General features: G+C 66.1%; 21 protein-coding genes. 10 read left to right on the top strand and 11 right to left on the bottom strand.

The window, feature by feature from the left end; genetic code table 11:
- The first annotated feature begins 344 nt into the window (after positions 1–344).
- The 3 genes from P12x_RS29615 to P12x_RS29605 all read left to right on the top strand — a co-directional run bounded on the left by P12x_RS29615 (position 345) and on the right by P12x_RS29605 (position 3,067).
- Positions 345–1,013, top strand: coding sequence for a Uma2 family endonuclease (locus P12x_RS29615; RefSeq protein ID WP_435008726.1), 669 nt, complete (start codon positions 345–347; stop codon positions 1,011–1,013).
- Between the two features lie 30 nt (positions 1,014–1,043).
- Positions 1,044–1,721 carry a Uma2 family endonuclease gene (locus P12x_RS29610; RefSeq protein ID WP_435008725.1) on the top strand — a complete coding sequence of 226 codons (678 nt, stop codon included), beginning with the start codon at positions 1,044–1,046 and terminating at the stop codon, positions 1,719–1,721.
- Between the two features lie 485 nt (positions 1,722–2,206).
- Positions 2,207–3,067 (top strand): hypothetical protein, encoded by an 861-nt coding sequence (locus P12x_RS29605; RefSeq protein ID WP_435008724.1) that lies wholly within the window; start codon positions 2,207–2,209, stop codon positions 3,065–3,067.
- 104 nt (positions 3,068–3,171) lie between these two features.
- Here P12x_RS29605 and P12x_RS29600 read toward each other — a convergent pair whose 3' ends face one another.
- From P12x_RS29600 to P12x_RS29570, 7 genes are all read right to left on the bottom strand, one after another.
- Entirely contained in the window at positions 3,172–4,311 is a 1,140-nt protein-coding gene (locus P12x_RS29600) for an acyltransferase family protein (RefSeq protein ID WP_435008723.1), read from the bottom strand.
- A 214-nt stretch (positions 4,312–4,525) separates the two neighbouring features.
- Entirely contained in the window at positions 4,526–6,349 is a 1,824-nt protein-coding gene (locus tag P12x_RS29595) for a hypothetical protein (protein ID WP_435008721.1), read from the bottom strand.
- A 557-nt stretch (positions 6,350–6,906) separates the two neighbouring features.
- Positions 6,907–8,475 (bottom strand): CARDB domain-containing protein, encoded by a 1,569-nt coding sequence (locus P12x_RS29590; protein WP_435008720.1) that lies wholly within the window; start codon positions 8,473–8,475, stop codon positions 6,907–6,909.
- A gap of 270 nt (positions 8,476–8,745) precedes the next feature.
- Positions 8,746–9,108 carry a hypothetical protein gene (locus P12x_RS29585; protein ID WP_435008719.1) on the bottom strand — a complete coding sequence of 121 codons (363 nt, stop codon included), beginning with the start codon at positions 9,106–9,108 and terminating at the stop codon, positions 8,746–8,748.
- A 187-nt stretch (positions 9,109–9,295) separates the two neighbouring features.
- On the bottom strand, positions 9,296–10,276 hold the full coding sequence (gene rsmA / locus P12x_RS29580; RefSeq protein WP_435008718.1) for a 16S rRNA (adenine(1518)-N(6)/adenine(1519)-N(6))-dimethyltransferase RsmA: 981 nt from the start codon (positions 10,274–10,276) through the stop codon (positions 9,296–9,298).
- Between the two features lie 96 nt (positions 10,277–10,372).
- Positions 10,373–10,885, bottom strand: coding sequence for a hypothetical protein (locus P12x_RS29575; RefSeq protein ID WP_435008716.1), 513 nt, complete (start codon positions 10,883–10,885; stop codon positions 10,373–10,375).
- On the bottom strand, positions 10,882–11,475 hold the full coding sequence (locus tag P12x_RS29570; protein ID WP_435008715.1) for a riboflavin synthase: 594 nt from the start codon (positions 11,473–11,475) through the stop codon (positions 10,882–10,884). Before P12x_RS29570 ends, P12x_RS29575 begins: the two co-directional genes overlap by 4 nt.
- A gap of 314 nt (positions 11,476–11,789) precedes the next feature.
- Here P12x_RS29570 and P12x_RS29565 point away from each other — a divergent pair, with 314 nt between their 5' ends.
- From P12x_RS29565 to P12x_RS29550, 4 genes are all read left to right on the top strand, one after another.
- Positions 11,790–12,695 (top strand): aldo/keto reductase, encoded by a 906-nt coding sequence (locus P12x_RS29565; protein WP_435008714.1) that lies wholly within the window; start codon positions 11,790–11,792, stop codon positions 12,693–12,695.
- Between the two features lie 126 nt (positions 12,696–12,821).
- Complete coding sequence (locus P12x_RS29560) at positions 12,822–15,197, top strand: 2OG-Fe(II) oxygenase (protein ID WP_435008713.1); 2,376 nt, start codon at positions 12,822–12,824, stop codon at positions 15,195–15,197.
- A 60-nt stretch (positions 15,198–15,257) separates the two neighbouring features.
- Positions 15,258–15,662, top strand: coding sequence for a YkvA family protein (locus P12x_RS29555; RefSeq protein WP_435008712.1), 405 nt, complete (start codon positions 15,258–15,260; stop codon positions 15,660–15,662).
- A gap of 299 nt (positions 15,663–15,961) precedes the next feature.
- On the top strand, positions 15,962–16,783 hold the full coding sequence (locus tag P12x_RS29550) for a glycosyltransferase family 2 protein (protein ID WP_435008710.1): 822 nt from the start codon (positions 15,962–15,964) through the stop codon (positions 16,781–16,783).
- 15 nt (positions 16,784–16,798) lie between these two features.
- Here the strand turns inward: P12x_RS29550 and P12x_RS29545 are convergent, their stop codons facing one another.
- On the bottom strand, positions 16,799–17,830 hold the full coding sequence (locus tag P12x_RS29545; RefSeq protein ID WP_435008709.1) for a hypothetical protein: 1,032 nt from the start codon (positions 17,828–17,830) through the stop codon (positions 16,799–16,801).
- A 33-nt stretch (positions 17,831–17,863) separates the two neighbouring features.
- A complete protein-coding gene (locus tag P12x_RS29540; protein WP_435008708.1) occupies positions 17,864–18,100 on the bottom strand; it encodes an FmdB family zinc ribbon protein in 237 nt (78 codons plus the stop codon).
- 117 nt (positions 18,101–18,217) lie between these two features.
- Between P12x_RS29540 and P12x_RS29535 the strand changes: the two genes are divergently transcribed.
- Both P12x_RS29535 and P12x_RS29530 read left to right on the top strand, forming a co-directional pair.
- Positions 18,218–18,919 (top strand): NAD(P)H-hydrate epimerase, encoded by a 702-nt coding sequence (locus P12x_RS29535; RefSeq protein ID WP_435008707.1) that lies wholly within the window; start codon positions 18,218–18,220, stop codon positions 18,917–18,919.
- A 295-nt stretch (positions 18,920–19,214) separates the two neighbouring features.
- Positions 19,215–20,678: an STAS domain-containing protein gene (locus P12x_RS29530; RefSeq protein WP_435008706.1), complete on the top strand. Its 1,464-nt coding sequence runs from the start codon at positions 19,215–19,217 to the stop codon at positions 20,676–20,678.
- 96 nt (positions 20,679–20,774) lie between these two features.
- Here P12x_RS29530 and P12x_RS29525 read toward each other — a convergent pair whose 3' ends face one another.
- Positions 20,775–22,055 (bottom strand): serine/threonine-protein kinase, encoded by a 1,281-nt coding sequence (locus P12x_RS29525; RefSeq protein ID WP_435008705.1) that lies wholly within the window; start codon positions 22,053–22,055, stop codon positions 20,775–20,777.
- Positions 22,048–22,656 carry a sigma-70 family RNA polymerase sigma factor gene (locus P12x_RS29520; RefSeq protein WP_435008704.1) on the bottom strand — a complete coding sequence of 203 codons (609 nt, stop codon included), beginning with the start codon at positions 22,654–22,656 and terminating at the stop codon, positions 22,048–22,050. Before P12x_RS29520 ends, P12x_RS29525 begins: the two co-directional genes overlap by 8 nt.
- 173 nt (positions 22,657–22,829) lie before the next feature.
- Here P12x_RS29520 and P12x_RS29515 point away from each other — a divergent pair, with 173 nt between their 5' ends.
- A complete protein-coding gene (locus tag P12x_RS29515; protein ID WP_435008703.1) occupies positions 22,830–23,120 on the top strand; it encodes a 4Fe-4S binding protein in 291 nt (96 codons plus the stop codon).
- The last annotated feature ends 86 nt before the right edge of the window (positions 23,121–23,206 follow it).

The following is a 23,206-nucleotide window of genomic DNA, read 5'->3' as shown; positions in this document are numbered from 1 at the left end:
CGGACCCAACCCCCTCAATCCATCGACGTGTCGCATCACCAGATGACCGAACGATCGACCGGGAGGGTCGGCCGGATTGCTCCGACGGCGGACCCTCGGGGGTTGAGCAAAGGGGTAAGTCTCACCAGCCGGGGAAATTTGCGCCCTGATCGCCCCCCTGTCAAACGCCAAACCTGGCGCCCCGGCGCGAGTTGGGAGGATTGCAAGGCGCGACCAGGCGCCGACTTCCGGCTGGCGCGATCGCGACGGGAGGACCGCCCCATCGCATCAACGACCCTTGAAGCTTCTCGGGGCTCGGAGTACGATTACGCCGATCGCCCGGGTTGAGGAAAAGGAGCATCCGAATGGCCACCGCGACGATCCCCGATCCGCCCCAATCTCCGGGATTGACCCTGCACAACGTTCCCTGGGCGACCTATGCTCAGCTCCGCGACGAGCCGGGTAACGGCCGGGTCCGGATGGCCTACCTCGACGGGACGCTGACCCTGATGTCACCCGCATATCGCCATGAGAGGGGAGCCGAGACCCTGGGCCTGCTGATCCGGGGGGTCACCCAGGGCCTCGGCCTCGAAGTCCTCGGCGCGGGCTCGACGACGCTCCGAGACCCGGGCAAGGAGGCGGGCAAGGAGCCCGACACCTCCTTTTACCTCGGCGATCACGAGCGCCGGATGCGAACGAAGGAGGAGGTTGACCTGAACGTCGACCCGCCGCCCGACCTCGCCATCGAGGTCGACCACTCGCACGACTCCCAGAACGCACTGGCGATCTACGCCCGGCTGGGAGTCCCCGAGGTCTGGCGCTACGACGTCCGGAGGGCGAGCCTTTGGTTCGGCCGGCTCGAAGGGGATTCCTACCGGGAGGTCGATCGAAGTGCCTGCCTGCCCCGGCTGACCCCCGCCCTGGTCCTCCAGGCTTTGGCCGTCCTCTACGAGGGCGAGATGGGCGAAAACGCCTGGCTGGAGTGGCTCCGCAACTGGGCCAGGGACCTGCCCGGGGCTCCCGCTACCGCCTGACCTTCGTCCCCCTTCGAGAGCGAGCAGTCCATGGCCACCGAGACCCGTCGCAAGCATGCCGCCAGGCCCGAACGAGTCGTCCTCCGGGGCGTCCTCTGGCGGACCTACCTCGACCTCCGCCACCGGTCGAGCAACGACCGACTCCGGATGACCTACCTCGACGGGACCTTGATCTTGATGTCGCCCCAATATATCCACGACAAGTCGGGTTGGCGGCTCGCCATGGTGGTCGACTGGGTCACGGCGGCCCTCCGGATCCCTTGCCAGGGAACCGCCACCACGACGCTCAGCCGCGAAGGACCCGGCCCCCGGAAGGGGAGTGGCAAGGAGCCCGACTACGGCTTCTATTTCGGAGAGAACGAGCCTCGAATGCGAACGAAGGAGCAGATCGACCTGAACGTCGACCCGCCCCCCGACCTGGCCATCGAGGTCGACAACAAGGCCGACTCGTCCAAAACCCTGCCGATCTACGCGAGGCTCGGCGTGCCCGAAGTCTGGCGATACCAGGTCAAGTCGAAGTCGCTCTGGTTCGGCCGGCTGGCCGGCGACTCCTACGAGCCGATCGACCGGAGCCTCCACCTGCCGAGGCTGACACCTGCCCTGGTCCTCCAGGCTCTCGAAGTAGCCGACCGCCTGGGCGAGTCGGAATGGAAACTCTGGCTCCTGGACTGGGCCCGTGGCCTTCCCGAGGCTCCCCCGACCCCCTGATTCCCGAAGGTATGAGCCCGACTGCCAGCATCGAACCAACACGCAAACCTTTCCAAGGAAACAACTTGGGACACTCATGAAACGGAGAAGCTTGAGTAGTGTGGCGTCGAGCGAAGCAAGGCCCACCAGACCGGCGTGGTGGGCCTCGCTTCGCTCGACGCCACACTACGCAGCCATACCTGCTATTGTGAGGTTTTTAGAGCAATCCAACGCGCCCAGGTCGTCCGGTCGTCTCATGAATCCGGTCGCCAACTCCCTGGGAAAAACGAACCCAATCTCATCCCGACTCCTCGAACGGCCCGAAGTGGATCGACCCTGATCGATAGTATCGCCCGATTGACGAGGCCATGAACCGGGTTTCGGCGAATACCCGGTTCGGACGGACGGAGGATCGCGTCGGGCAGGAAATCTCGGCGTGACCGGGTCGCGACGATCGCCACAATCGCGAGCGTGCATCCATACCAGGGATCGGGGGATGACCGAAGGTGACACAACCCTTGAAGAATTCCTGGCGGCTTTGCGCGGTGCTGGCGACCCTGATCCTGATCGGCCAGCCTGCTTCCGCCGACCCGATCGACTCGGTCGCCGACCTGGGTGTCGTCACCAAGGTCAGCCCGTACAATGTCGTAGGCTATCCCCTTTACATCGACTCGGCCGGGATGATCTCCAGCCAACCGCCCCCGGTCTCGGTGGCTTACTCGCTGATATTGAAAGCAGAGTCGTCCTCAGCACCGACTCTCAGTTACATCCGGGATGGCTCCGGGACCGAGACTCGCATCCCCCTCATGGTGTCCTTCCCTGAACTCCTCGCGCAAGGTGTCAACAATTCGGGCGAGGTAGTCGGTTTCGGCTCATACGGCGCATTTCGGCGCCCCTTCCTTTTCCAGTACGATAAGGACAACCTGAGCACGTCCAGTAGTCGGACGGTCCGGATCCCATTGCCGCTACAGCTCGCTCCGACTTCGGCGATCGCCACCGGGGCCGATGTCAATCCCACGACCGGGGGTGCCGCCCTCGCGATCAACAACTCCGGGTCGATCGTCGGGATCATCGATAGCGATTCGCTCCATCACGCCTTCGTCTCCGACGGCCTGAAGAGCGTGGACCTCAACGAGCTGATCGGGCCCGGCTCGGGCCTGGTGCTCAACAGCGCCGTCTCGATCAACGACCTCGGCCAGATCGTCGGATATGCCACCGACGCGAGCGGCACCACGCACGAATATCGGCTCGACCCGATCCCCACCCCGGCCCCGGAGCCGAGCCCGTTGGTGCTCTCGGCGATGGTCGCCTTGGCCCTCGGACTCCGGGCAACCTGCGCGAAGGCGAACCGCACCACCACGACCTGAACGGGCGATCGGCAGACGGGCCGTCGGATGCGTCGAGTTCTCGAAGTCGCCCTTCGAGAACCTCGACGCATGGCTTACGGTAGATATAGGAGAATGCCCCTACGTCAGAGCCTCAGGAAGATCTTCCGCTGGTACAGGAACCGGGCGAAGGCGAAGACGATCAGCATGGCCACAATGGCGATGGCCAGCGGGCCGTAGGGGCCGAAGTACTTGTTGAGGTCTCCCCCCACGAAGCGGCGGGCGATCCCCTCGATGTTCACCAGTTCGGCCAGCATGTAGATCGTGATCGAGTTCATCCCGATCCAGACGAACGGTTGGGCCCAGCCTCGCCAGCCCCAGACCTCGATCACCAGGTGGAACAGGGCCAGTAGCAGGGCGCTGTAGCCGCAGGCGACCAGGACGAACGACGAGGTCCAGAGCTTCTTGATCACCGGGAACTGGAAGCTCCAGGCCCACCCCAGCGCCGCCAGGGCCAGGCCGGCCCCGATCAGGTAGAGGACCTGCCTCCCCTTGCTGTTCCGGGGGTCGCCCAGCATCACGCCGACGAAGACCCCGATCAGGCAATTCGCGATCGCCGGGATCGTGCTGAGGAGCCCTTCGGGGTCGTGGTCGCCGTCCCACTTCCGGAGCGGGAGGAAATTCTTGTCGACCCAGTTGGCCAGGTTCTGCCCCTCGGCGAAGTTCCCCGCCGAGCCGCCCGGGACCGGCACGAACGACATCACCGCCCAGTAGCCCACCAGGAGCCCCACGCACCAGAGGACCCGCCCTCGCGTCCGGAAGAAGCAGAAGATCAGCGAGGCGCACAGGTAACAGATCGCGATCCGCTGGAGGACCCCCAGCAGGCGGATCCGCTCGAACGGCGTGCCGAACCCGCCATAGCTGAAGACGCCGAACAGGTAGAGCAGCAAGGCCCGGCGCACGATGTGCCCGACCGCCGCGCGTCGCCCTTCCCGTTCGAGCGTCCGGCTGGTCGAGAAGACCAGCGAGACCCCGACGATGAAGACGAACATCGGGAAGATCAGGTCCTCGAAGTGGAACCCTTCCCACTCGACGTGCTCGAGCTGGTGCGAAATTGTCTGGATCGCGGGATGGTCGCTGACCTTGCGGAGCCCCTGGACCAGCCCCTCGGCCCCGACGATCCAGAACATGTCGAAGCCCCGGAGGGCGTCGAGCGACATCAGGCGGTTTGACGGGGCCGGCTTGGGTTCCGGGCTGTCGATCGAGGCGGCGGGTTCTTGAGTCATGGCCTGCTTGAGTGGGTCGCGTCGGAGGTTCCGGGTCCCGGATCATCCCCATTGGGCGAAGATCCCGGCTTGAAACTTTGACGTGACGGCGCCGGATCCGCAAGCAAATCATGCTCGGGGAGCCCAGGAAGGCCCCCGAATCGTTGCGGTAGGCACCGGCATCGCGGACCCCAATCCGCCTTCACCGGCGAGGGCGGACTCCGGTCGCCCGGAATCAGCGAAGCGAGACCTTGATTCTGGACGCCTGATGCTTCACCCGAGGCGGATCGAGCTGGCTTGCGGCCGAGATATCGGTCAGGGGGATCGCCGCGCCAGCCTTGAGGGACGCGGAAGCCGTCGAGGTGATCGATCTGGGGGCCGATTTGGTGGTCGACCGGGCGAATGAAGCACTCGGGCCCCAGACGGTGAACCCTCCCCCATTCGTCTCGGAGTTGACGGCCACCTGACCCTGGCTGTTGATCATGGGCGGCATGAAGTGGGAATAGCCAAGGGCGGGGAATTCGCGGATCAATCGGAGGGTCTGGGCGCTAAATGCCGCCAGGAAACTCCCCCGGGACGTGTTGGCCGTGACCCAGAGGATCGCACTGGCGTAGTTGCCGTCCCGGGGAAGGCTGATCGAGGGAGTCGCCCCAGGATAGGCGATCGGATAGCCTTGATTCATGCCCGCCAGCGTCAGGCGATTGGCCGAGGGGTCATAGCGATAGGCCGTGAGACGACCCGCCTCCTTGTCGAAGACCGTCATCCCATTGAACCCGGAATTGACGAAATAGACGAAGGTGCCTGCCGGGGTCGTCAGGACCGAACCGGTGCCGAATTCCCCCCCCTTCAGGCCATCCACGATCGTCTGGTCGATCTGGCCGGTCTGGGTGTTGAAGAGGAAAATCGTCCCGCTCTTGCCGGCGGTGATGCCCTCGGTGGGCGAGACCAGGGTGACCTGGCTCGATCCCTGGTCCAGGTCCAGTTCCTCGCTCTCCTGGTAATCGGGGGGCACCATGAGCACCGTCATGCGCTCGTTGTACCCATTGGCGGTGACCAGGGGACCTTCCAGGTGCAGGCCGGTCACCGCGTCCCCATAGCTATCGGCGGATGTGGTCCCGTTCGACCAGGTGGCATACACCGTGCGGGGGTCGGTCAGGTCGAGGGTGACCGGCATCCCGGACCCCCATTCCGATCCCGCGACACCCGATGGGGTGGCGTTGAAGGCCCCCACGAGTTTTCCGGTGTTGGTGTTGAAGCTGAAGAGATAGCCATGATAGCGGTCGATGTGCGCATCTGCGTTTGCGCCAAATCCGACGGTGGCGACCAGCCCGGTGGGGTCCAGCTGGATCGCGGTCCGACTGAATTGGATCCGCGCGTCGAAGGGGACCATGGGGCCGGTCGGCGTATTGATGCTCCCCCCGCCGGTGCCCGGCACCATCGGCCCGATGAAGGAGACCGAGCCATCGGCCCGGACCGTCGTGTCGGCGAACCGATTGACCACCGTGGGTAGGAGCGTCGAGGGATTGACCACCAGGAAATTCCAGACGTAATGGGCCTCGCCATGGCCCCGGACCACCTGCTCCAGCAGCAGGACCATCTGGCCGTCCGGCCGGACGGCGGGAGTCCCGGTGATGGAGTAGTTCCCGGAGAGGTAGGGATTCCCCAACGTCGACCCGTCGACGGGTTCGGCCGTGTATCCCGATGTCGGGTTGGTGTAGTGGAGGTGGATCCCGCCGAGGAGTTTGCCGGTGTGGGCATCGTACTTGAAGAGATTTCCATCCTGGGTGGCGACGATCCAGACATCATGGACCCCGCCGTTGGTCGCGACGTGGGGGATGAAGACCGGGGCCGCGCTCACCTTGCCAATCCCGCGGATCTGGAACCCCTTGACGAAGTCGGTCGCCACCTGGCCGGGCGTGATCGGGCTGACCATCACCCCCTGGTTCTGGTGCAGGACCTCGTACGACCCGCGAGTCGTCGGGACGACGGCCTGGGTCACACGCGCCGCGGTGAGCACCCTGACTTCCAGGGAATCCATCATCAACTCGCGCTTCGACATGTCACACCCCCGCTTAACCCGAGTGCCAGGCCACCGGCACGGATTCGAAGAGACCCGCCAGGACGACACGCTTCAGCAATCCACATGCGACCGCACGATCCGCGGGCTGATCGCCGCGGAAGGACGACGATGCGGGCGCGAAAACACGACGGGGCGACGCCGGCAAGATGCCGCGGACGACCTTCTTCCTGGCGATCCGGCGTCGGGCCCGGCAGCGGCCCGGAGGACCTCGCGCCCCGGAAATTTATCATATTTTTCAATTAAATATCTATTGTTACCGTGACAGTCAATAGACACGATGAAATAATATCACTTTGAGAGATTGCGCGGGACGACCACGAGACAGAAATCAACACTCACAATTAGTTCAATCTATCATTCATCATGACGATCGACCCGTGGCCTTGCGGCCCGCCGACGGCCCCGCAGCCCGGTCGAGCGACACGGGCCCCTCCCCCGGCCCGATCCGATCCGATCCGACGAAGGGTCCTTCGAAATGAAGAAGGCCCCCCCAATCGGGGAGGCCCGTGCGAGAGGCAGGGCGATTCGATCGGGGCTCAGTCGTGCCCGATCAGTCGGGTGGGCTCGGTCTCGGTGACCGGCGTGGTCAGGTAGTCGCTGGTCAGGTTCACCTTGGTCCGGACATCACCGGGCTTGTTGACCTTGGCGTGGAGCGTCCAGGTGGCCTTCTCCTTGGGATCGAGCTTGTCGATCGGGTCGAAGGTGACGGTCTGGCCATCGGCACCAGCATTGGTCGGGCCGTCGGCCTTGACGAAGCTCAGGCCTTCGGGAAGGTTGCAGACGACCTTGACGTCCCGGTCTTCCCCTTCGCCCTGATTGAGGACGACGATCGTGTAAACTTCCTCATCCCCGACCTTGACCGGATCGACCCGGTCGACCATCTCCAGGAGGAGGGCCGGGTAGGTGAGGATCTCGGTATTGACCGTGGTCACGGACCTGGCGGCGTCTCCGCCCCGGGCGCAGGCCGACGTGGCGGTCGCGGTGTGATTCAGCGTGGCCTTACCGCGGGCGACGACGGTGAAGCTGGCCTCGGAAGTCTGGCCGGGCTCGAGATTGCCCAGGTTCCAGGCCACGGTGTGCCCGCTGGCCTGCGGCTCGACGGAATTGGGCGCGGACTTGCTGACCCGGAGGACGCGGGCCTCGGGGTCGGCCTCGACCTGGAGCTTGGCGTCGCGGGCGATGGCGTTGCCCTCATTCTTGACGGTGACCTTGTAGGTCATCGCCTCGTTCATGTACTGGGCGCCTGGGCCGGCAATCTGCACGTCGAGATTAGCCTGGACGATCCTGGTGGTCGTCTCATTGGACCGGGCCTGGAGGTCGTTGGGACCTTCGGCAACGGCCCGGCTGGTGTACTTGCCGGGCTCCTGGGCCACGGCGTTGACGGTGATTTCCCTGGACTGGCCAACGGCCAGCTCGCCGATTTTCACATCGACGGCCGACTTGCCACCGTCGGAGGTCGCCAGGCCCTTGGGCAGTTCGTCGCGGAGCCGGACGTCCTTGACCGGGCCGCTCCCGGTGTTCTTGACCACGTAGTGGATCGCGATCGGGTCGCAGTAATTCGCCGATTCCGGGGCCGATTTGCTGAGCTGGATCTCCTGGCGGATGAAGCGTGTCGTCGCGCAGAGCGACGGCTCGTAGGTCGCCCGGAAGCAGCTCGAGACATCCCCTTCCTTGTCGCCCAGCCCAGTAACGCGAATCGTCGAGGTCTCGCCGGGGCCAAGCCGAGGGATTGACCAGTTCGCCCGGCCGTTCGAGTTCTCGTGGGTCTCGGGCTCGGACTTCTCGATCGAGAAACCTTCGGCGAGGGTCTGGTGGACCTTGACGTTGTCCAGGACCAGGGATTTCGAAAGGTTGGTCACCTTGATCTGATAATCATAATTCTTGCCGATCGGCACCTGGCCGGGATTCTGCAGTTCGATCAGCAGCGTGCTGGTGGCCCGATCTCCGGTGGGATAGGCCATCGACATGATCGAGTCGCCGGCCTGCGGATCGGCATCCCCGCCCCGCGCTTGTGGCTGTCCCTGGACCCGGGCGGGGCTGAGGCACATCGATCCCAGTAATAGGACAAATCCGGCCCCGGTCAATTTCCTTGAAAATAGCAGCATTCCAAATCATCCTTCATTTCAAGCAATGGGGGACCGACCTCGCGTCCGGCTCGGGCGCGATCCCCCTGGCCTCGATCTTCGAGCTTCGGTTGGCGGCGCGTGGTCGGGACGCGCCGGCCACACGGCTAGTGCCGCAAGATCAGCGCCGAACGGGCCAAATATTCGAGATCCATCGGATCTTCATGCGAGCATCTTCGAAAGCAAAAGGGCCGGCCCCCTCCTTCGAAGGGGCCGGCCCGGGCAGGCTTGAACGCGATGGACGCACTCGGATCAGAGGGACTTGGGAGCCTCTTCCGGCTTGGCTTCGACCTTCGGAGCTTCGGGAGTCGGGGTGGGAGTGGCCGGCTCGGCGTCGATCTTCGGGGCCTCGACGGCCGGGGCCGGGGTCTCGACGGCCGGGGCCGGGGTCTCGACGGTCGGGGCCGGGGTCTCGACGGCCGGGGCCGGGGTCTCGACGGCCGGGGCCGGGGTCTCAGTGGCCGGGGTGTCGGACGGCTTGGGGGTCTCGGCACCCGGGCCGGGGGTGACGACCGGCGGTTCCGTCGTCGTCTCTTCGGGCGGGTTGCAGCCGACCAGGGAGAACGACAGCAGGGATCCGGCGACGACGGCGAGGCTGCCCAGGCGGAACTTCATCGTTGTTTTCCTCGGGAAAGATCTTCGCGTCCGGGCGGCGGGTGTGGTTGGCTTCGGAGGGTCCGGGCCGTGGGCTTTCTCATCGGGGGTGCTCCCACGAGCACCCCCAGCACCGCACGCCCGCCGGGGGGTCGCGAGTGTGGGAGACGACTCAATCATACGAAAATTCCGGGCCATGCGTTGGAATTCATTCCTCCGCCGGCGCCGATTCTTCGAGGGACTCCCCCTCGTCCTCGATTTCCTCCCCGGGATCGGCCTCGGTCCCCGGCCCGAGCCGATCGCGGAGCGCGGCGGCCAGGGCGATGTGCTGCCCCACGTCCATCGCCTCGGCGCGGACCAGGCCGGTCAGGCCGATCGATTCGAGCAAGTCGTCGACCTCGGGCTTGGTCCACCGGTCGCGCCAGAGGCTATAGAGGACCCTCCGGAGGTTCTTCCGACGATGGAGGAAGATCCGCCGGACGACCGAGTGGAACCAGGGAAGATCGCCGATCTTCGCCCGCTTCTCGGCGCTGGGCACCAGGGCCACGACGGCCGAGTCGACCTTGGGCCGGGGCCAGAAGACGCTCGGCGGCAGGGTCCGGACCAGGGTGCAGTCGGTCAAGGCCCCGACCAGGACCGAGAGGGCCCCGTAGTCGTCGGAATCGGGCTCGGCCATCATCCGGCGCGCCATCTCGAGCTGGATCGTGGCGACGATCCGGGTCGGGCAGAGCTCGGGGTGGACCAGAAGGTTGCTGATGATCGGCGTGGCCACGTTATAGGGGAGATTCGCCACCAGCTTGAACCGACGATCGGGCACGACGGCCAGGCCCGACCGGACGTTGTCGAGGACCTCCGGGTTGAGCTTGTTCTTCCCCTTGAGGGCGTCGACGTTGAGGACCCGGACGTTGATCATCCCCCGGGTGGCCTCGCTCGTGAGCCCGGCCATGGCGGGGTCGATGTCGACGGCCACGACGGTCGCGCCGGTGTCGGCCATGAGGGTCGTGAGCGCCCCCGCCCCCGGCCCGACCTCCAGGACCACGTCCCCCGGCCCGACCTCGGCCGACTTGATGATCAGGTCGTGGATGTTCAGGTCGATCAGGAAGTTCTGCCCGAACCGGTGCCGGGGGGAGATCCCCTTCCGGTCGAACAGGCTCCGGAGGTACGACTGCGTCTGTCGCTGCGGGGGCATGGTGGTCTCGATCTTCGGGCGAATTTTGGTAGATGAAACCGTGGCCGGCAGGGCGAGCCCTGCCCTACGAATGATGCGGTCGCACGAAGGCCGGGATCAGGCGAGGATCGCCCGGCCTGGTGATCGGGCCACCCGGCTGCCGATCATCCCGCACAATCCCGCCACGACGAATTGAGGCCAGGCGTAGAGCAAGGAAAACAGGGCATAAAATCGGAAATACGACACGCCATTAGGTAAGGTCCAGACAAACCAGGAATCGGGGAGGTGGGCCCTGCAAAATCGGATGAAGGGGCGACGCGGCAGGGAATAGAGACTGGACGCCGTATCGGGAAGGAGTTGGTCGCACAGGAGGTAGGCGACCATCATCGCCGATCCCCCGATGACGAAGCCCCGGGCGAACGGGTGCCCCTTCAGTCCCCCGCGCGAGGCCGCTCGAACCAGGACGATCGCGAGTGCGTTTCCCATCGGCCAGAGGCTCATGAACAGGTTGTGGTGGCTGATATCGCCCGGGACCGGCTGGTAGATGTAACGAACGGCGGCCAGGTTCAGGGCCACCAGGATCACCCCGAACATCGAGGCGTCGAGCCTGAATCGCGGGAGTCTCATCATCCCCCCTTCCCCATCAGCTTCGCGACGTGCTTGGCCAGCATGTCCGCCTCGATGTTGACGAGGTCGCCGGGCTTGAGGGTGCCCAGGGTCGTCACGGCCAGGGTGTGCGGGATCAGCATGATCGAGAAGCGGTCGGGATCGACGTCGACGAGCGTCAGGCTCACGCCGTCGATGGCGATCGAGCCCTTGGCGACCATCAAGGGGGTCCAGGCGGGATCGATCGCGAAGGCGAGGAATTCCCACTCGCCGTCGGTCCGACGTTCGGACAGTCGGGCGGTCGTGTCGACGTGCCCCTGGACGAAGTGACCTCCCAGGCGGTCGCCCACCCGGAGGGATCGCTCCAGGTTCACCGCGTCGCCGACGGCCCTGGTCCCCAGGTTGGTCCGGAGCAGGGTCTCGGGGCCGGCCTGGACGTCAAAGGTCCCCCCATCGGTCGAGACGACCGTCAGGCAGCAGCCGTTGACGGCGATGCTCTCGCCCAGGCTCAAGGGCCCCGGGAGGTCCGGCCAGGCCAGTCGGAATCTCCGGCCCGAGTTCTCTTGCTCGACCTTCTCGACCCTTCCCAGGGCCTCGACCAATCCGGTGAACACGGCGATGACTCCAGGGAAGGCCCGGCGCTTGGGACTTTGCGAATGCCCCTCACCCCGGCCCTCTCCCAGGTGAGAGAGAGACAGGCTTTCGGTCTCGATTTCCGCAACGAACCAGAAGAGGGAACTCTTCCTCACTCTCCCCCTGGGAGAGGGCCGGGGTGAGGGGCATTCGCACCCAACCCCACAGTCCGGCGTTGCCTTATGGTAGCAGATCCCGCCTCGGGTTAGAATCGGCCAAGGCGTCGGCCCGCCGAAAGGCGTCGGCGATCCCTTTCCCTTCCCGACCCCGAACTTTTATTTTCGGAGGTGAACCCATGACGCCGTCCCTGAACCGCCGCGACTTCCTCCAGGCGACCGCGGCGACCGCCGCCCTGGCCGCCTTGCCGGCCTCGGCGATGGCCGCCCCGCGCAACGCCCTGCCCAAGACCCCGACCGACAAGGTGACCCTGGGCAAGTCCGGCATCCAGGTCTCGCTCGTCGGGATGGGCACCGGCAGCCACGGCAACGGCCAGGCCAGCAACCAGACCAAGCTCGGCGTCAAGGAGTTCACCAAGGTCGTCCGCCACGCGCTCGACCGGGGGATCACCCTCTTCGACGTGGCCGACCAGTACGGCTCGCACGTCTACCTCCGCGAGGCCCTCAAGGGCGTCCCCCGCGAGAATTACGTGATCCAGACCAAGAGCCACGCCACCGACTTCGCCGATGCCAAGAGCCACATCGAGCGGTATCGGATGGAGTTGGGCGTCGACATGATCGACATCGTCCTGCTGCACTGCATGACCAAGGCGGGCTGGCAGAAGGACCACACCGGATCGATGGACTACCTCCGCCAGGCCAAGGCCGAGGGGATCATCCGCGCCCACGGCACGAGCAACCACGGGATGGACCCGCTCCGGACCTCGGCCAAGGAGGCATTCGTCGAGATCAACCTCGCCCGGATCAACCCCGAGGGGATGATCATGGACGACAAGAACCCCGACGAGGTCGCCTCGGAACTCCAGGAGATGCACGACTCCGGCAAGGGCGTGGTCGGCATGAAAATCCTGGGCGAAGGGGCGTTCAAGGAGCCCGAGCGCCGCGACGCCTCGCTCCGCTACGTCCTCGGGCTGGGGACCGTCGACTCGTTCATCATCGGCTTCGAGTCGCCCGCCCAGATCGACGACCTCCTGAAGCGCACCGCCGACGCCATCGAGTTCGTCGGCAAGGGCCGCAAGGCCTGATCGTCGGATCTCGCGCGGAATCTCGCCCCGCTCCCGCCCGGGAGCGGGGCGATCCATCAAGGAGGGACTGCCCGATCGCTCGAACTGAGATCGCTCCCAGGCCCATCGAGAGGAGTCGGCCAGCCCATGGCGCTTCAAGATCAAGGCTTCGACGAGGAGGAGAATCGCCCCGTCCGAGGGAAGGTCCTGGACCAACTGGATGAGGCCCTGAGCGAGATCGATCGTCCCGGCTCATTCTGCGTCAATGGCAGTGCCCCCGCCGTCCTGCCCGGCCTGGAGGTGGATGGCCTGGGGCCGATCGGCCTGCCCCTCACCATCAAGCAGGCGAAAGAACTGATCAAGCACTGCCGACAGGCCCCACACGGTCAAGGGGCGAAGACCGTCGTCGACACGGCCGTCCGCAAGGTCTGGAAGCTGGAGCTTGGCCGATTCTCGGTGACCAACCCCGAGTGGGATCGATTCCTCCGGATGACCATCGCCAAGGTCCAGCTCGGGCTCGGGCTCGATAAGCAGGAATTGGAGGGCCATCTCCATGACTTCCTGTTGTATGAGCCCGGGAGCTTCTTCCTGCCCCATCGCGACGGCGAGAAGCTCGACCGGATGGTCGCCACGCTGGTGATCGTCCTGCCTTCCACCTACGAGGGGGGCGAGCTCGTGGTCCGCCACGATGGCCAGGAACGGGTGATCGATTTCCAGGGCGGGGCCGATCCTCGGTTTCATACCCATTACGCCGCCTTCTATGCCGACTGCGAGCACGAGGTCCGGCCGCTCGCGAAGGGCTACCGCCCCTGCCTGATCTACAACCTGACCCTCTCGAAATCCAAGAAGCCGATCTCCGCCCCTCGCGAGTCGAAGCACATCGAGAAGGTCGGTCGCCTCCTCCGCGAATGGTCGAGCGACGACTCGGCCGGGAAACTGGCGATCACCCTGGAGCACCAATACACCCAGGACGGGCTCGGTTGGGATTCGCTGAAAGGCGAGGACCGCGCCCGGGCGCAGGTCCTCCGCAAGGCCGCCGAGCAGTCGGACTGCAAGGCCTATCTGGCGTTGCTCACGCTCTGGGAGTCGGGCGAGGCCGAGGAAAAACCCCGGGACCGCCGCCGATCCCGTTATGGTCGAGGATGGGGGCACGGAGGCTATGACGATCCCGAAGACTACCAGATGGGCGAGATCTACGACACCAGATTGACCGCGACGCACTGGATCGACGCCGAGGGCCGCGACCTCCCCATCGGCGAACTGAACGTTGACGAGGCGGAGGTCCTCGACCCGGACACGCTCAAGGACGTCGACCCCGAGGAGGAATTCGAGGGCTACACCGGCAACGAAGGCATGACCATCGAGCATTGGTATCGACATGCCGCGATTTTCGTCTGGCCCGACTCCCGCCATTTCGAGATCATCTGCGACCGGGACAGCCGGGCCGTCATCCCCGAGCTGACGCAAGTCGTCGGGCGCTGGCAAGCCGCGAAGGGGAAGGATTCGGCAAAGCTCAAGGCGCAAGGCATCGGCCTGGCCAAAGCGATCCTCGAGAAATGGCCCGAGTCGGAAGGCTACGGTTTGCGAGGGATCGAGGATAAGTCGGGCGAACTCCTGGAGGCGATCGTCGGCCTGGACGAGACCCCGTTGATCGCCCACTTCCTGGGAAGTCTGATGCTCCGCGATCCGTCGGTCGATCCCGGCCAGTCGATCGCGGCGATTTGCCAGAAGTACGGCTGGTCGGCCTTCGCGAAGGAACTTCAGGCCGCCATGAAGGCCACGGCCGAAAAGACGATGGAACGAAATGTCCGGTTGCTGGAGCAAGTCTGCACGGCCCGGCCCCGCAAGAAGGCCGGATGGGGCGAGCTCTGCACGGAGCTTGCCGAAGACCTGATCTCGGCGATCGAGAAGATCGATCAAACCTCATCGGCCCCCGATTGGTATTCCCGGAAAGCAGACCGTGGGAAAATCCTGGCGGGCCTGGCGCGATTGCTCATCGCCACCGATCAGCAGGACCAGCTCTCGCGAGTCGTGGCCCACGCCCTGGCCTTGCCCAAAAAATATCCGCTGACGCCCGAGCAAACGTCGACCCTGGAGGAGCTGGCCCCCTGGCTCAAGAAGAACGTCAAGAAACCCTGGCCCGCCCTCACGCGATGGCTCGCCTCATGCCGCGAGCAGTTGGAATCGCTCACGGCCCGGATGCCCCAGGAGCCCAAGGACTACAAACGCGAGGCCACGCTTACCTGCAAGTGCGCGGAATGTGAGGAGCTGAAACGGTTTCTCGCGGATCCGAAGGAGTCGGTGCATCGCTTCCGCGTCAGGCAAGAGCGTCGCAATCACCTGGAAACCCAGATTCTCAATCACAAGTGCGACCTGGATCGGAGGACCGACCACAGCGGTTCCCCGCACTCCCTGATCTGCACCAAGAACACGGCCTCACATCTGGCACAACTGAAGACTTATCATCAAAATCAAGGACATCTGGCGGCGATCCGAGCAATCGAGGCCACCCTCCCGAAATGAAAGGGGTGGATCCGCGAAGAACTCTCGGAGGCCGATCGCATCAGCACGAGGGGGCGCGCGATGACAACCGAGACGGAGAAGGCAAGCTGGTGGTCGAAGGTCGGGATCGACCCGAGCAAGTACGTCGGCCGCGACGAGTCGCGGGCCGAGGCCACGGCCCGCGAGGGGTTCGCGGCCAAGGCCAAGCGGAGCCTCCGGAGGATCCCGATGGCTCGGGAGACCGTCTCGCTCTACTTCTGCCTGCTCGACCCCACCACGCCGATGTGGGTCAAGGGGATCGTCGCGGGGGCCCTGGCCTACTTCGTCCTGCCGCTGGACGCCATCCCCGACGTCCTCCCCTTCGTGGGACTGAGCGACGACGCGAGCATCCTGGCCGCCGCCTATACGGCCGTCTCGGCCTTCGTCACCGAGGAACATCGCGAGAAGGCCAGACGCTGGATCGAGGACGAGCATCTGACGGTCTGACCCCGGCGCGTCGGCGATCGGCATCGGATTTCGACTCTACCCCGGGAGGCGTCTTTTCGAGACCTCGAGTTCGGACCGGCGTCGGGCGAGATCGGCGGCACGCCGGGTCCTCGACGCTTCGTTCGCTCGCTCGAAGGACGCCTGGGGTATTATCGATGGTGGGCCGGGCCGGCCTGGCATCCCAACGATTCCGAGTCGATCCGATGGAAACCTCCGCTATCCGGCCGCCTCACGCCCGGGTCTCCCCGGACCGAGGATCATCCCCTCCTTCTGCCGCTCCTGAGCTGGAGACCAATCCCTTGTCGATCGATTTCGAGAACGAGGAAGGCAAGGAATGGTTGATCCGCTCCCTGGGAGCGCCCGTCTGCCGCCAGTTGGGGATCTACCCGATCCCGGCCGATCTCGTCCTCTCGGTCGTGATCCCGGTCTACAACGAGCGGAACACGCTCAAGACCCTGGTCGACAAGGTCCGCGCCGTGCCGATCCGCAAGCAGATCATCCTGATCGATGATTGCTCCAAGGACGGCACCACCGAGATGCTCCGCGAGTGGGTGAAGACCGAGACCGACCTGACCATCGGCTTCCACGAGATCAACCAGGGCAAGGGCGCGGCGCTCCGGACCGGATTCAAGCACGCCACCGGCCAGATCGTCATCGTCCAGGACGCCGACCTCGAATACGACCCCTCGGAGTACCCGCGACTCCTCCAGCCGATCATCGAGGGGAAGGCCGACGTCGTCTATGGATCACGCTTCATCGGCGAGAGCCACCGGGTCCTCCACTACTGGCACTCGATGGGCAACCGGTTCCTGACCATCCTCTCGAACATGTTCACCGACCTGAACCTGACCGACATGGAGGTCTGCTACAAGGTCTTCCGCCGCGAGGTGATCCAGAACATCCCCCTCAAGAGCAACCGGTTCGGCTTCGAGCCCGAGGTGACCGCCAAGGTCGCCCGGTTCCAGGTCCCCCCGCTCGAAGGTCGGCCCGCCCGCCGATGCCGGATCTTCGAGATGCCGGTCAGCTACAACGGCCGGGACTACAGCGAAGGCAAGAAGATCGGCTGGAAGGACGGCTTCCAGGCCCTCTACTGCATCGTCCGCTACGCCTTCGCCGACTGATCGTGGCATGCCCGGTCAGTCGCCGGCCACCAGGCGGATCGCGGGGCGGATCACGCCGTCGTCGCCGTAACCGGGCTCGGAACGCTGCTCGACGGCGCTGAGGAGCAGCGTCCACTCGCCGCACCACTGCCAGGGGAAAACGTACGAGGCCCCGCCCCGAATCGTCTCGGGCGCGGGATCGCCCGGAACCTCCGAGCGGGCGCACCAGGTCGGGAGCGGGAGCATCGCCGCCAGGCCGAACGCATTGAACCATGGCCATGACACGGGACGGTCGGCGTCGAAGTCGGCCGACATGATCTCGTCAAACGACGCCTGCCAGGCCGCCTTCTCCTCCGGAGGAATCCGCTCCGGCCTGATGAACGCCGGGAGGTTGTCGCCCCAGTAGAATAGCGTTTCCGACCCACCCCGGAGGGCCCACTCGAACTCGACCGAGGCGAGCAAGTCCCACCCGTAATGCTCCAGGGTAGGCCCGACCCGAGGCCAGGGGAACTGGATCGCGTCCCCCATGAAGGGGTGGTCGTAAGGCCCGCGTTTCCTCGGTTCGAAGTAAGCATCCGGGAGCCCGGAGACGGCCTGGAGCCCGGGGAGGGAGGGCCGGACCGGCTCGGTCGCCAGGAAGAAGGGCGCGACCTGGACCGGGTCCCTGGGCCGGAGGTCGCAGGGCCACTCGGTTCCGAAGGGCAACACCTGGCCGTACTCACGAGGGCCGAGATCCTCCTCGTCCCATTCCCCATCCAGCCGGAGGCGGTACTCCTCGAAGAGGGCCAGTCGGGCCTCGTCGTAGCCGGGCCGAAGCGTCCCCCCTGGCACGAGCGAGAACGTCATCCCGAGGTCCGGCTCGCGCCACTGGAGGATCGATCGGGGGGCGTTGGGCGGGCCGAAGGTCCCGAGGGTCATCGGCCCGGGCACGGCCCAGCCATGGGCCCGGAGCCGCCCGGCCAGGCGGTCGCCCAGTTCGAGCCGCTCGCGATCGTCGAGGCCGTCCCAGGCTTCCAGACGGAGGCGGCGTTCCAATGATGGGTCGATGAGGACTCGGGCGTCGGGCATGGCGGGAATCCTTGAGGGATGTTCGATCGCCCGTCACCCCATCCCGCACATCCCCGACCCGCAACCGCCGGCGCCGCAGCCTCCCGATGGCGGGGCCATCGGCAAGGACATCCCCTGCCCCGCGTTCGCCCTGGCGGCGGCGGGGACGCTGAAGGCCTTGAGCAGCTCGGTCCCCTTGCATCGGGGGCACTTCGGGACGTCGCTCGACGAGCGGACCAGGGCCTCGAACTCGTGGTCACAGGACTCGCATCGGTACTCGTACATCGGCATCGAACAAGGTCCTCTCGCAAGGCGGATTGGCGCGTCGGTTGCATCGACTCGGGCTGGGGTCCTGGTGTATTTTGAGTCGCGTCCGGCCCGCTTGTCAACGCCCGGGAGAGCCCAACCATGAAGGTCCGCCCGCTGTCTCGCGAGGAGGTCCGGGGGATCGACGCCCGGGCCGCCGAGGGCCTGAGGCTGCCGACCCTGGTCCTGATGGAGAACGCCGGCCGGGGGGCGGCCGAGGCGCTCCGATCGCGGCTGGCCTCCGGTCGGGTGGTGATCGCCTGCGGGCCGGGCAACAACGGAGGAGACGGCGGCGTGGTCGCGCGCCACCTCGACGCCTGGGGCTTCGAGGTCCACGTCGCCTGGTTCGTCGATCCCTCGAAGCTCAAGGGGGATGCCGCCGCCCAGCGCGACATCCTGGAACGATCCGAGATCTCCTCCGAGATCGTCGACGACGACCTCGACGAGTCTCAGCTCGATGCCCTGTGGTCCAAGGCCGACTGGGTGGTCGACGGCCTCCTCGGGACCGGCCTGACTCGCCCGGTGGAAGGGATCCTGGCCCGCGCGATCGCCTCGATCAACCGATCGGGCCGACCCGTCCTGGCGCTCGACCTCCCTTCGGGCCTCGACACCGACTCGGGCGAGCCGCTGGGCCTGGCCATCCGGGCCACCCTGACGGCGACCTTCGTCGGCCCCAAGCTCGGCTTCGAGCAGGCCGGGGCCGGGGCCTATACCGGCGAGGTCGCGGTGATCGAGATCGGCGTGCCCCGGCTCATCCTGGGGCCGTTCCTGATCGGGACGAATGAGAGCGAATCGGGTCGTTGAAAAAGTGGCGGAATTTTTCCGGGCCGGAATCCCGGGATCTCTCGCCTAGTTGAACAGTGGTCGTCGCAAAGACGACCCGACCACCCGAGAGTGAACCCTCGACCGCCCCGAGCGGCGAGATCTCGCGGGGCCGCGTCGAGCCCATCCCGGCCGCCCTCTCCGGCCCGGACCGCTCGCGATGACGGCGGCCTTCACCGAACCTCAGCCAGTCCAGGCACGCGGCCAACTCGGCCGGGCCAAGGGCCGTCGAGCCCGTGCGCCCGGCCTCGGGACCCGGATGGGAAGGGAGACGTCCATGACTCAGCCCGGCATCGCCATTCCGACCGATCGCGGGGCCGAGGCCACGCACCTGGACCCCTTCTTCGGGCGGCGGATCGAGGAGTGGATCGTCAGCACGCTCGACGACCGGAACCCCTCGGCCGCCGGGGAAGACTGGCGCGAGTCGCTCGAACGGTTCACCCTCGCCAGGCGATCCCCCTCGACCCGGAATGGCCCGGCCACGTCCGCGACCCAGACCTCGCCGGGAGGCTGGGCCAGGTTCCGGCTCTCGCGAAGGCGGGGGATCACCGTGGTCATCCTCTCGGACCAGGCCCTGATCCGCGAGGAAGACCTGGAGGAGCTGACCGGCGACCTCCTGGCGCTGACCGAGGCCGGGCACCGTCGTCTGGTCCTGGATTTCTCGAACGTCGAGCGGCTCTCGACCTGGGCCGCCGGCTCCATCTCCGGCGTCGTCCGGCGCTGCTCGGGGGCCGAGGGAGGGACGGTCAAGGTCGCGGGCCTCCGGCCGCAAGTCGCCTCGGCCTTCGAGATCGCCGGGCTCGGCCGGGCGGTCGAAGTCTGCCCCGATACGGCTTCGGCCCTCGAAGGATCGTGGCCCGAATTGCCCCCGCTCCGCCCCCTGCCCGTCCCCATCCTGTCCGCCTTGCTGAGGGCCGGAGACGCCCGCCCCGCCCGGTCCGAGGAGCCCCCCGCCATGTCCGGCTTTCGCCTGATCATCCAGGATGGCCCCTCGACGGGCCGACCGATCGCGATCCGATCACCGAGATTCGTCATCGGCCGGGGGCCGGACTGCCAGCTCCGACTCGGGTCGTTGAAGGTGAGCCGATCGCACGCGATCCTCGAACGCCGAGGAACCCGGCTGGTCCTCCGCGACCTGTCCAGCACCAACGGGACCCTACTCAACGGCCGGAGGCTCCGCGACGGCGAGGCCGAGGTCCGCGACGGCGACCAGATCCGGATCGGCCCGATCTCCTTCGCCCTGGCCGTCGGCCCGATCTCGCATCGGTCGACGCGGCTGGAGGCCGAATCCGCCAGCCTGATGCCCGCCACCGGCGAGGTCCCCGACGCCACCGAGGAGTTCCTCAGCCTCGGGGGGGATGACGAGGAAATCGGCCTGAAGGCCGAGGTGATCGAAGGGACCCTGGTCGTCACCCCGCTCCTGCCGTCCCTCGACGGCGCGGCCGAGATCGACGCCTTCCGCGACGCCCTGATCTCGCTGTTCGACCGGCGATTCCCCCGGCGAGTCGTGATCAACCTCGCCCACGTCGGCCACCTCTCCGGCCAGGCGATCGGTATCCTGGTCGCCCACCACCTCCGGCTCGATCGGACCGGCGGGGCCCTCCGGATCTGCCTGGCCAACCCCCGCGTCGCGGCCGTCCTCGATCATGTCCGACTCGGAATGCTGGTCGACTGCCACCCCTCGATCGACGACGCCGTCGTCGCCGCCTGGCCCGGCGCCGAGACCCTGGTCCGGTCCTGAAGCACGAAGGCCGGTCCATCGATGGAACTACCCGGAGGATGAACGGGCCCGGCACCTCATTCCCTGCTTGAGTTGCGGGCAGTCGTTGGCTCAAGCTCAGATCGCGGCCAGGGCCGAGCGGATCTCCCCGACGGCCTGATATCGATCTTCCGGGTTCTTGGACAAGCACTTCCGGCAGAGATCGCCCAGGGATTCGGAGAGTCCGGGACGGATCATCAAGGGCGGGACGACTGGGTTCAGAGCGACGACATCGGCCAGGATGTCCGGCACTCTGCGACCAACATAGGGGGGACGTCCGGTCAGCAGCGTGCAGAGGACCGCCCCGATGCCGTAAATATCGGTCCGGTGATCGATGGGGCCCCAGGCTCGGGAGACCTGCTCGGGGGCCATGAACGGCGCCGTCCCCTCGACCTCGACCACCCCGGACGTCTCCGCGACGAGCGAACGCGCGAGGCCGAAATCGGTGACCCGGATCCTCCCGCGATCGTCGAGCAGGATGTTGGCGGGCTTGAGGTCGCAATGGACGATCCCCTTCCCATGCGCGTGTTCGAGGGCCCCGCAGAGCTCCATCGTCCAGCGGATCGCCTCTTCCTCGGCAACGACTCGCTCGCCGATGATCCGGGCCAGATTGCCGCCGTCGACGAGGTCCATGACGATGAAATAAGAGCCGGCGGGCGTCCGGCCGAGGCCCTGGGTCCCCACGATGTTCGGATGATGCAGCCCGGCGATCGTGCGGGCCTCGTCGATGAAGCGCCGGACCACGTTCGGGTGACGCATCAAGGATTTCCGGAGGAATTTCACGGCGACATCACGACCCGCGCCATGCTGCTTCGCCTCGTAGACCTTCCCCGCCATCCCCGACCCGATCAGGCGGCGGAGCAGGAAGTCGCGGTCCGAGAGCAGGGGAATGCCGGGGTCGGGGTCAACCGGCCTCTCCTGAGGGGGATTTCGCGAAGGCATTGTCGAGACGGGTTCGGCCGACTCCTCCTCGATCTCGCCGTCGATTCGGATCAATTCGAGCCGAATTTGCCCGCGCCATTCCGGGAATGAGGAGAGGAACTCCTCATGCGAAGGCCGATCGCCCCAGAGTCGCCGCACGCGATACTCTTCGACGACGAGGTCGAGAGGCAGTCGGTCGAGCGAGACCAGTTCCGGGAATCGTCCCACATAATCGCGCAGGGTGGTCCTCCCGGCGAGGTCGGGACTTCGCCAGCGATATTCCAGGTCGACGCAAATCAACTCCGCCAGCAAGTGGCCACGCCCGGGCGAGCCCGGGCCGAACGGATCGGCCAGATAATCGCCGATCTCGCGAGGCCCGTCGCGTCGCCAGTCGCGCTCGAAGTCGAGCACTCGCGATTCGAAGGCGTCGTCAGTCATCGCCGATTCGCCCGGAGAGCAAGGCCCGGATTTGCGCCAGTGATCGACGGACGGAGCGCTCCGATCGGCCCACGTCCTCGGCGATCTCCGAGAGTTGCAAGCCTTGCAGCCGGAGTTCCAGGACCCGCCTCCCGGACGGATCCAGCAGCGAGAAGACCCGTTCCAGCTCGTCGGCCAGGGCCAGGGCGGCCTCGGGAGTGGGGTCGGATTGGCGGCCGTGGAGCCCCTCCTCCGCGACCCGATCGAGCGACACCTCGATCTCGAACGACCGACGAGCCGCACTCTCATGCCTGACCCTCTTGAGCAGCTTATGACGAGTCATGGCCGACAGGAGCCGCCAGAGGTCGCCGCCCCGGCTCAGGACATAACGACCCTCCTTCGCCTCGACGAAGAAGCTCCGATAGACCGAGAGCACAATATCTTCGGGGTCGGTCCGCCGAGCCAGTCGGGCCGAGAGCCGACTCCGGGCCAGCGATGTGAGCCTCTCGAAGTACCGCTCGAAGAGTTCCTCCGCAGCTCGATCGTCGCCGCCGCGAAATCGCTCCAGCAGGACGAGCGACGTCCAGGCGTCCCAAGCCCCGGCCGTCTTCATGGAACTCATCTCCGAGATCGACGTTGCTTCGAGGCCAGGGACCTGCTCGGGGCCGGTCCCCTTCATCCAACTCGGCGCAATTCTAACAAATTCCGACCCGAGCCTGGCCGCTCCGGTTCGCGGAAGGGAATCACCGGGAGGCGGAAGTAGAGAAAACACCACCCGGACCTCAGGATCGAATCATGGCCTACGTCGTGACGGAGCCGTGCCTCGGCTGCAAGTACACCGATTGCGTCGTCGTCTGCCCCTGCGACTGCTTCCGCGAAGGGGAGCAAATGCTTTTCATCGACCCCGACGAGTGCATCGACTGCGACGCCTGCAAGGTCGAGTGCCCGGTCGATGCGATCTTCCACGAAGATGACGTGCCCGAGACCTGGATCGAATACGTGGTATTGAATCGGGAGATGGCCGCGACCCGCCCACCGATCCTCGACCGTAAAGAGCCCCTCGCACTTCGAAACGACGAGCCCTGAGCCGGAGCGCGACGGCATCAGCGACGGCCCGGCTTGCCACGCGCGGGACTCCGGGTTGAGATGGGGAAGAATTTTTCGCCTCGACA

Source organism: Tundrisphaera lichenicola (genome assembly GCF_051175385.1).
Lineage (GTDB): Bacteria > Planctomycetota > Planctomycetia > Isosphaerales > Isosphaeraceae > Tundrisphaera > Tundrisphaera lichenicola.
Note: the sequence above shows the minus strand (reverse complement) of the source record. Positions and strands in the feature narration are given on the sequence as shown.

Coding starts and splice junctions, on each gene's coding strand:
- P12x_RS29615 (WP_435008726.1), top strand. CDS start 345: ATGGCCACCGCGACGATCCCCGATCCGCCCCAATCTCCGGGATTGACC.
- P12x_RS29610 (WP_435008725.1), top strand. CDS start 1,044: ATGGCCACCGAGACCCGTCGCAAGCATGCCGCCAGGCCCGAACGAGTC.
- P12x_RS29600 (WP_435008723.1), bottom strand. CDS start 4,311: ATGACTCAAGAACCCGCCGCCTCGATCGACAGCCCGGAACCCAAGCCG.
- P12x_RS29595 (WP_435008721.1), bottom strand. CDS start 6,349: ATGTCGAAGCGCGAGTTGATGATGGATTCCCTGGAAGTCAGGGTGCTC.
- P12x_RS29590 (WP_435008720.1), bottom strand. CDS start 8,475: ATGCTGCTATTTTCAAGGAAATTGACCGGGGCCGGATTTGTCCTATTA.
- P12x_RS29585 (WP_435008719.1), bottom strand. CDS start 9,108: ATGAAGTTCCGCCTGGGCAGCCTCGCCGTCGTCGCCGGATCCCTGCTG.
- rsmA (WP_435008718.1), bottom strand. CDS start 10,276: ATGCCCCCGCAGCGACAGACGCAGTCGTACCTCCGGAGCCTGTTCGAC.
- P12x_RS29575 (WP_435008716.1), bottom strand. CDS start 10,885: ATGATGAGACTCCCGCGATTCAGGCTCGACGCCTCGATGTTCGGGGTG.
- P12x_RS29565 (WP_435008714.1), top strand. CDS start 11,790: ATGACGCCGTCCCTGAACCGCCGCGACTTCCTCCAGGCGACCGCGGCG.
- P12x_RS29560 (WP_435008713.1), top strand. CDS start 12,822: ATGGCGCTTCAAGATCAAGGCTTCGACGAGGAGGAGAATCGCCCCGTC.
- P12x_RS29555 (WP_435008712.1), top strand. CDS start 15,258: ATGACAACCGAGACGGAGAAGGCAAGCTGGTGGTCGAAGGTCGGGATC.
- P12x_RS29545 (WP_435008709.1), bottom strand. CDS start 17,830: ATGCCCGACGCCCGAGTCCTCATCGACCCATCATTGGAACGCCGCCTC.
- P12x_RS29540 (WP_435008708.1), bottom strand. CDS start 18,100: ATGCCGATGTACGAGTACCGATGCGAGTCCTGTGACCACGAGTTCGAG.
- P12x_RS29535 (WP_435008707.1), top strand. CDS start 18,218: ATGAAGGTCCGCCCGCTGTCTCGCGAGGAGGTCCGGGGGATCGACGCC.
- P12x_RS29530 (WP_435008706.1), top strand. CDS start 19,215: ATGACTCAGCCCGGCATCGCCATTCCGACCGATCGCGGGGCCGAGGCC.
- P12x_RS29525 (WP_435008705.1), bottom strand. CDS start 22,055: ATGACTGACGACGCCTTCGAATCGCGAGTGCTCGACTTCGAGCGCGAC.
- P12x_RS29520 (WP_435008704.1), bottom strand. CDS start 22,656: ATGAGTTCCATGAAGACGGCCGGGGCTTGGGACGCCTGGACGTCGCTC.
- P12x_RS29515 (WP_435008703.1), top strand. CDS start 22,830: ATGGCCTACGTCGTGACGGAGCCGTGCCTCGGCTGCAAGTACACCGAT.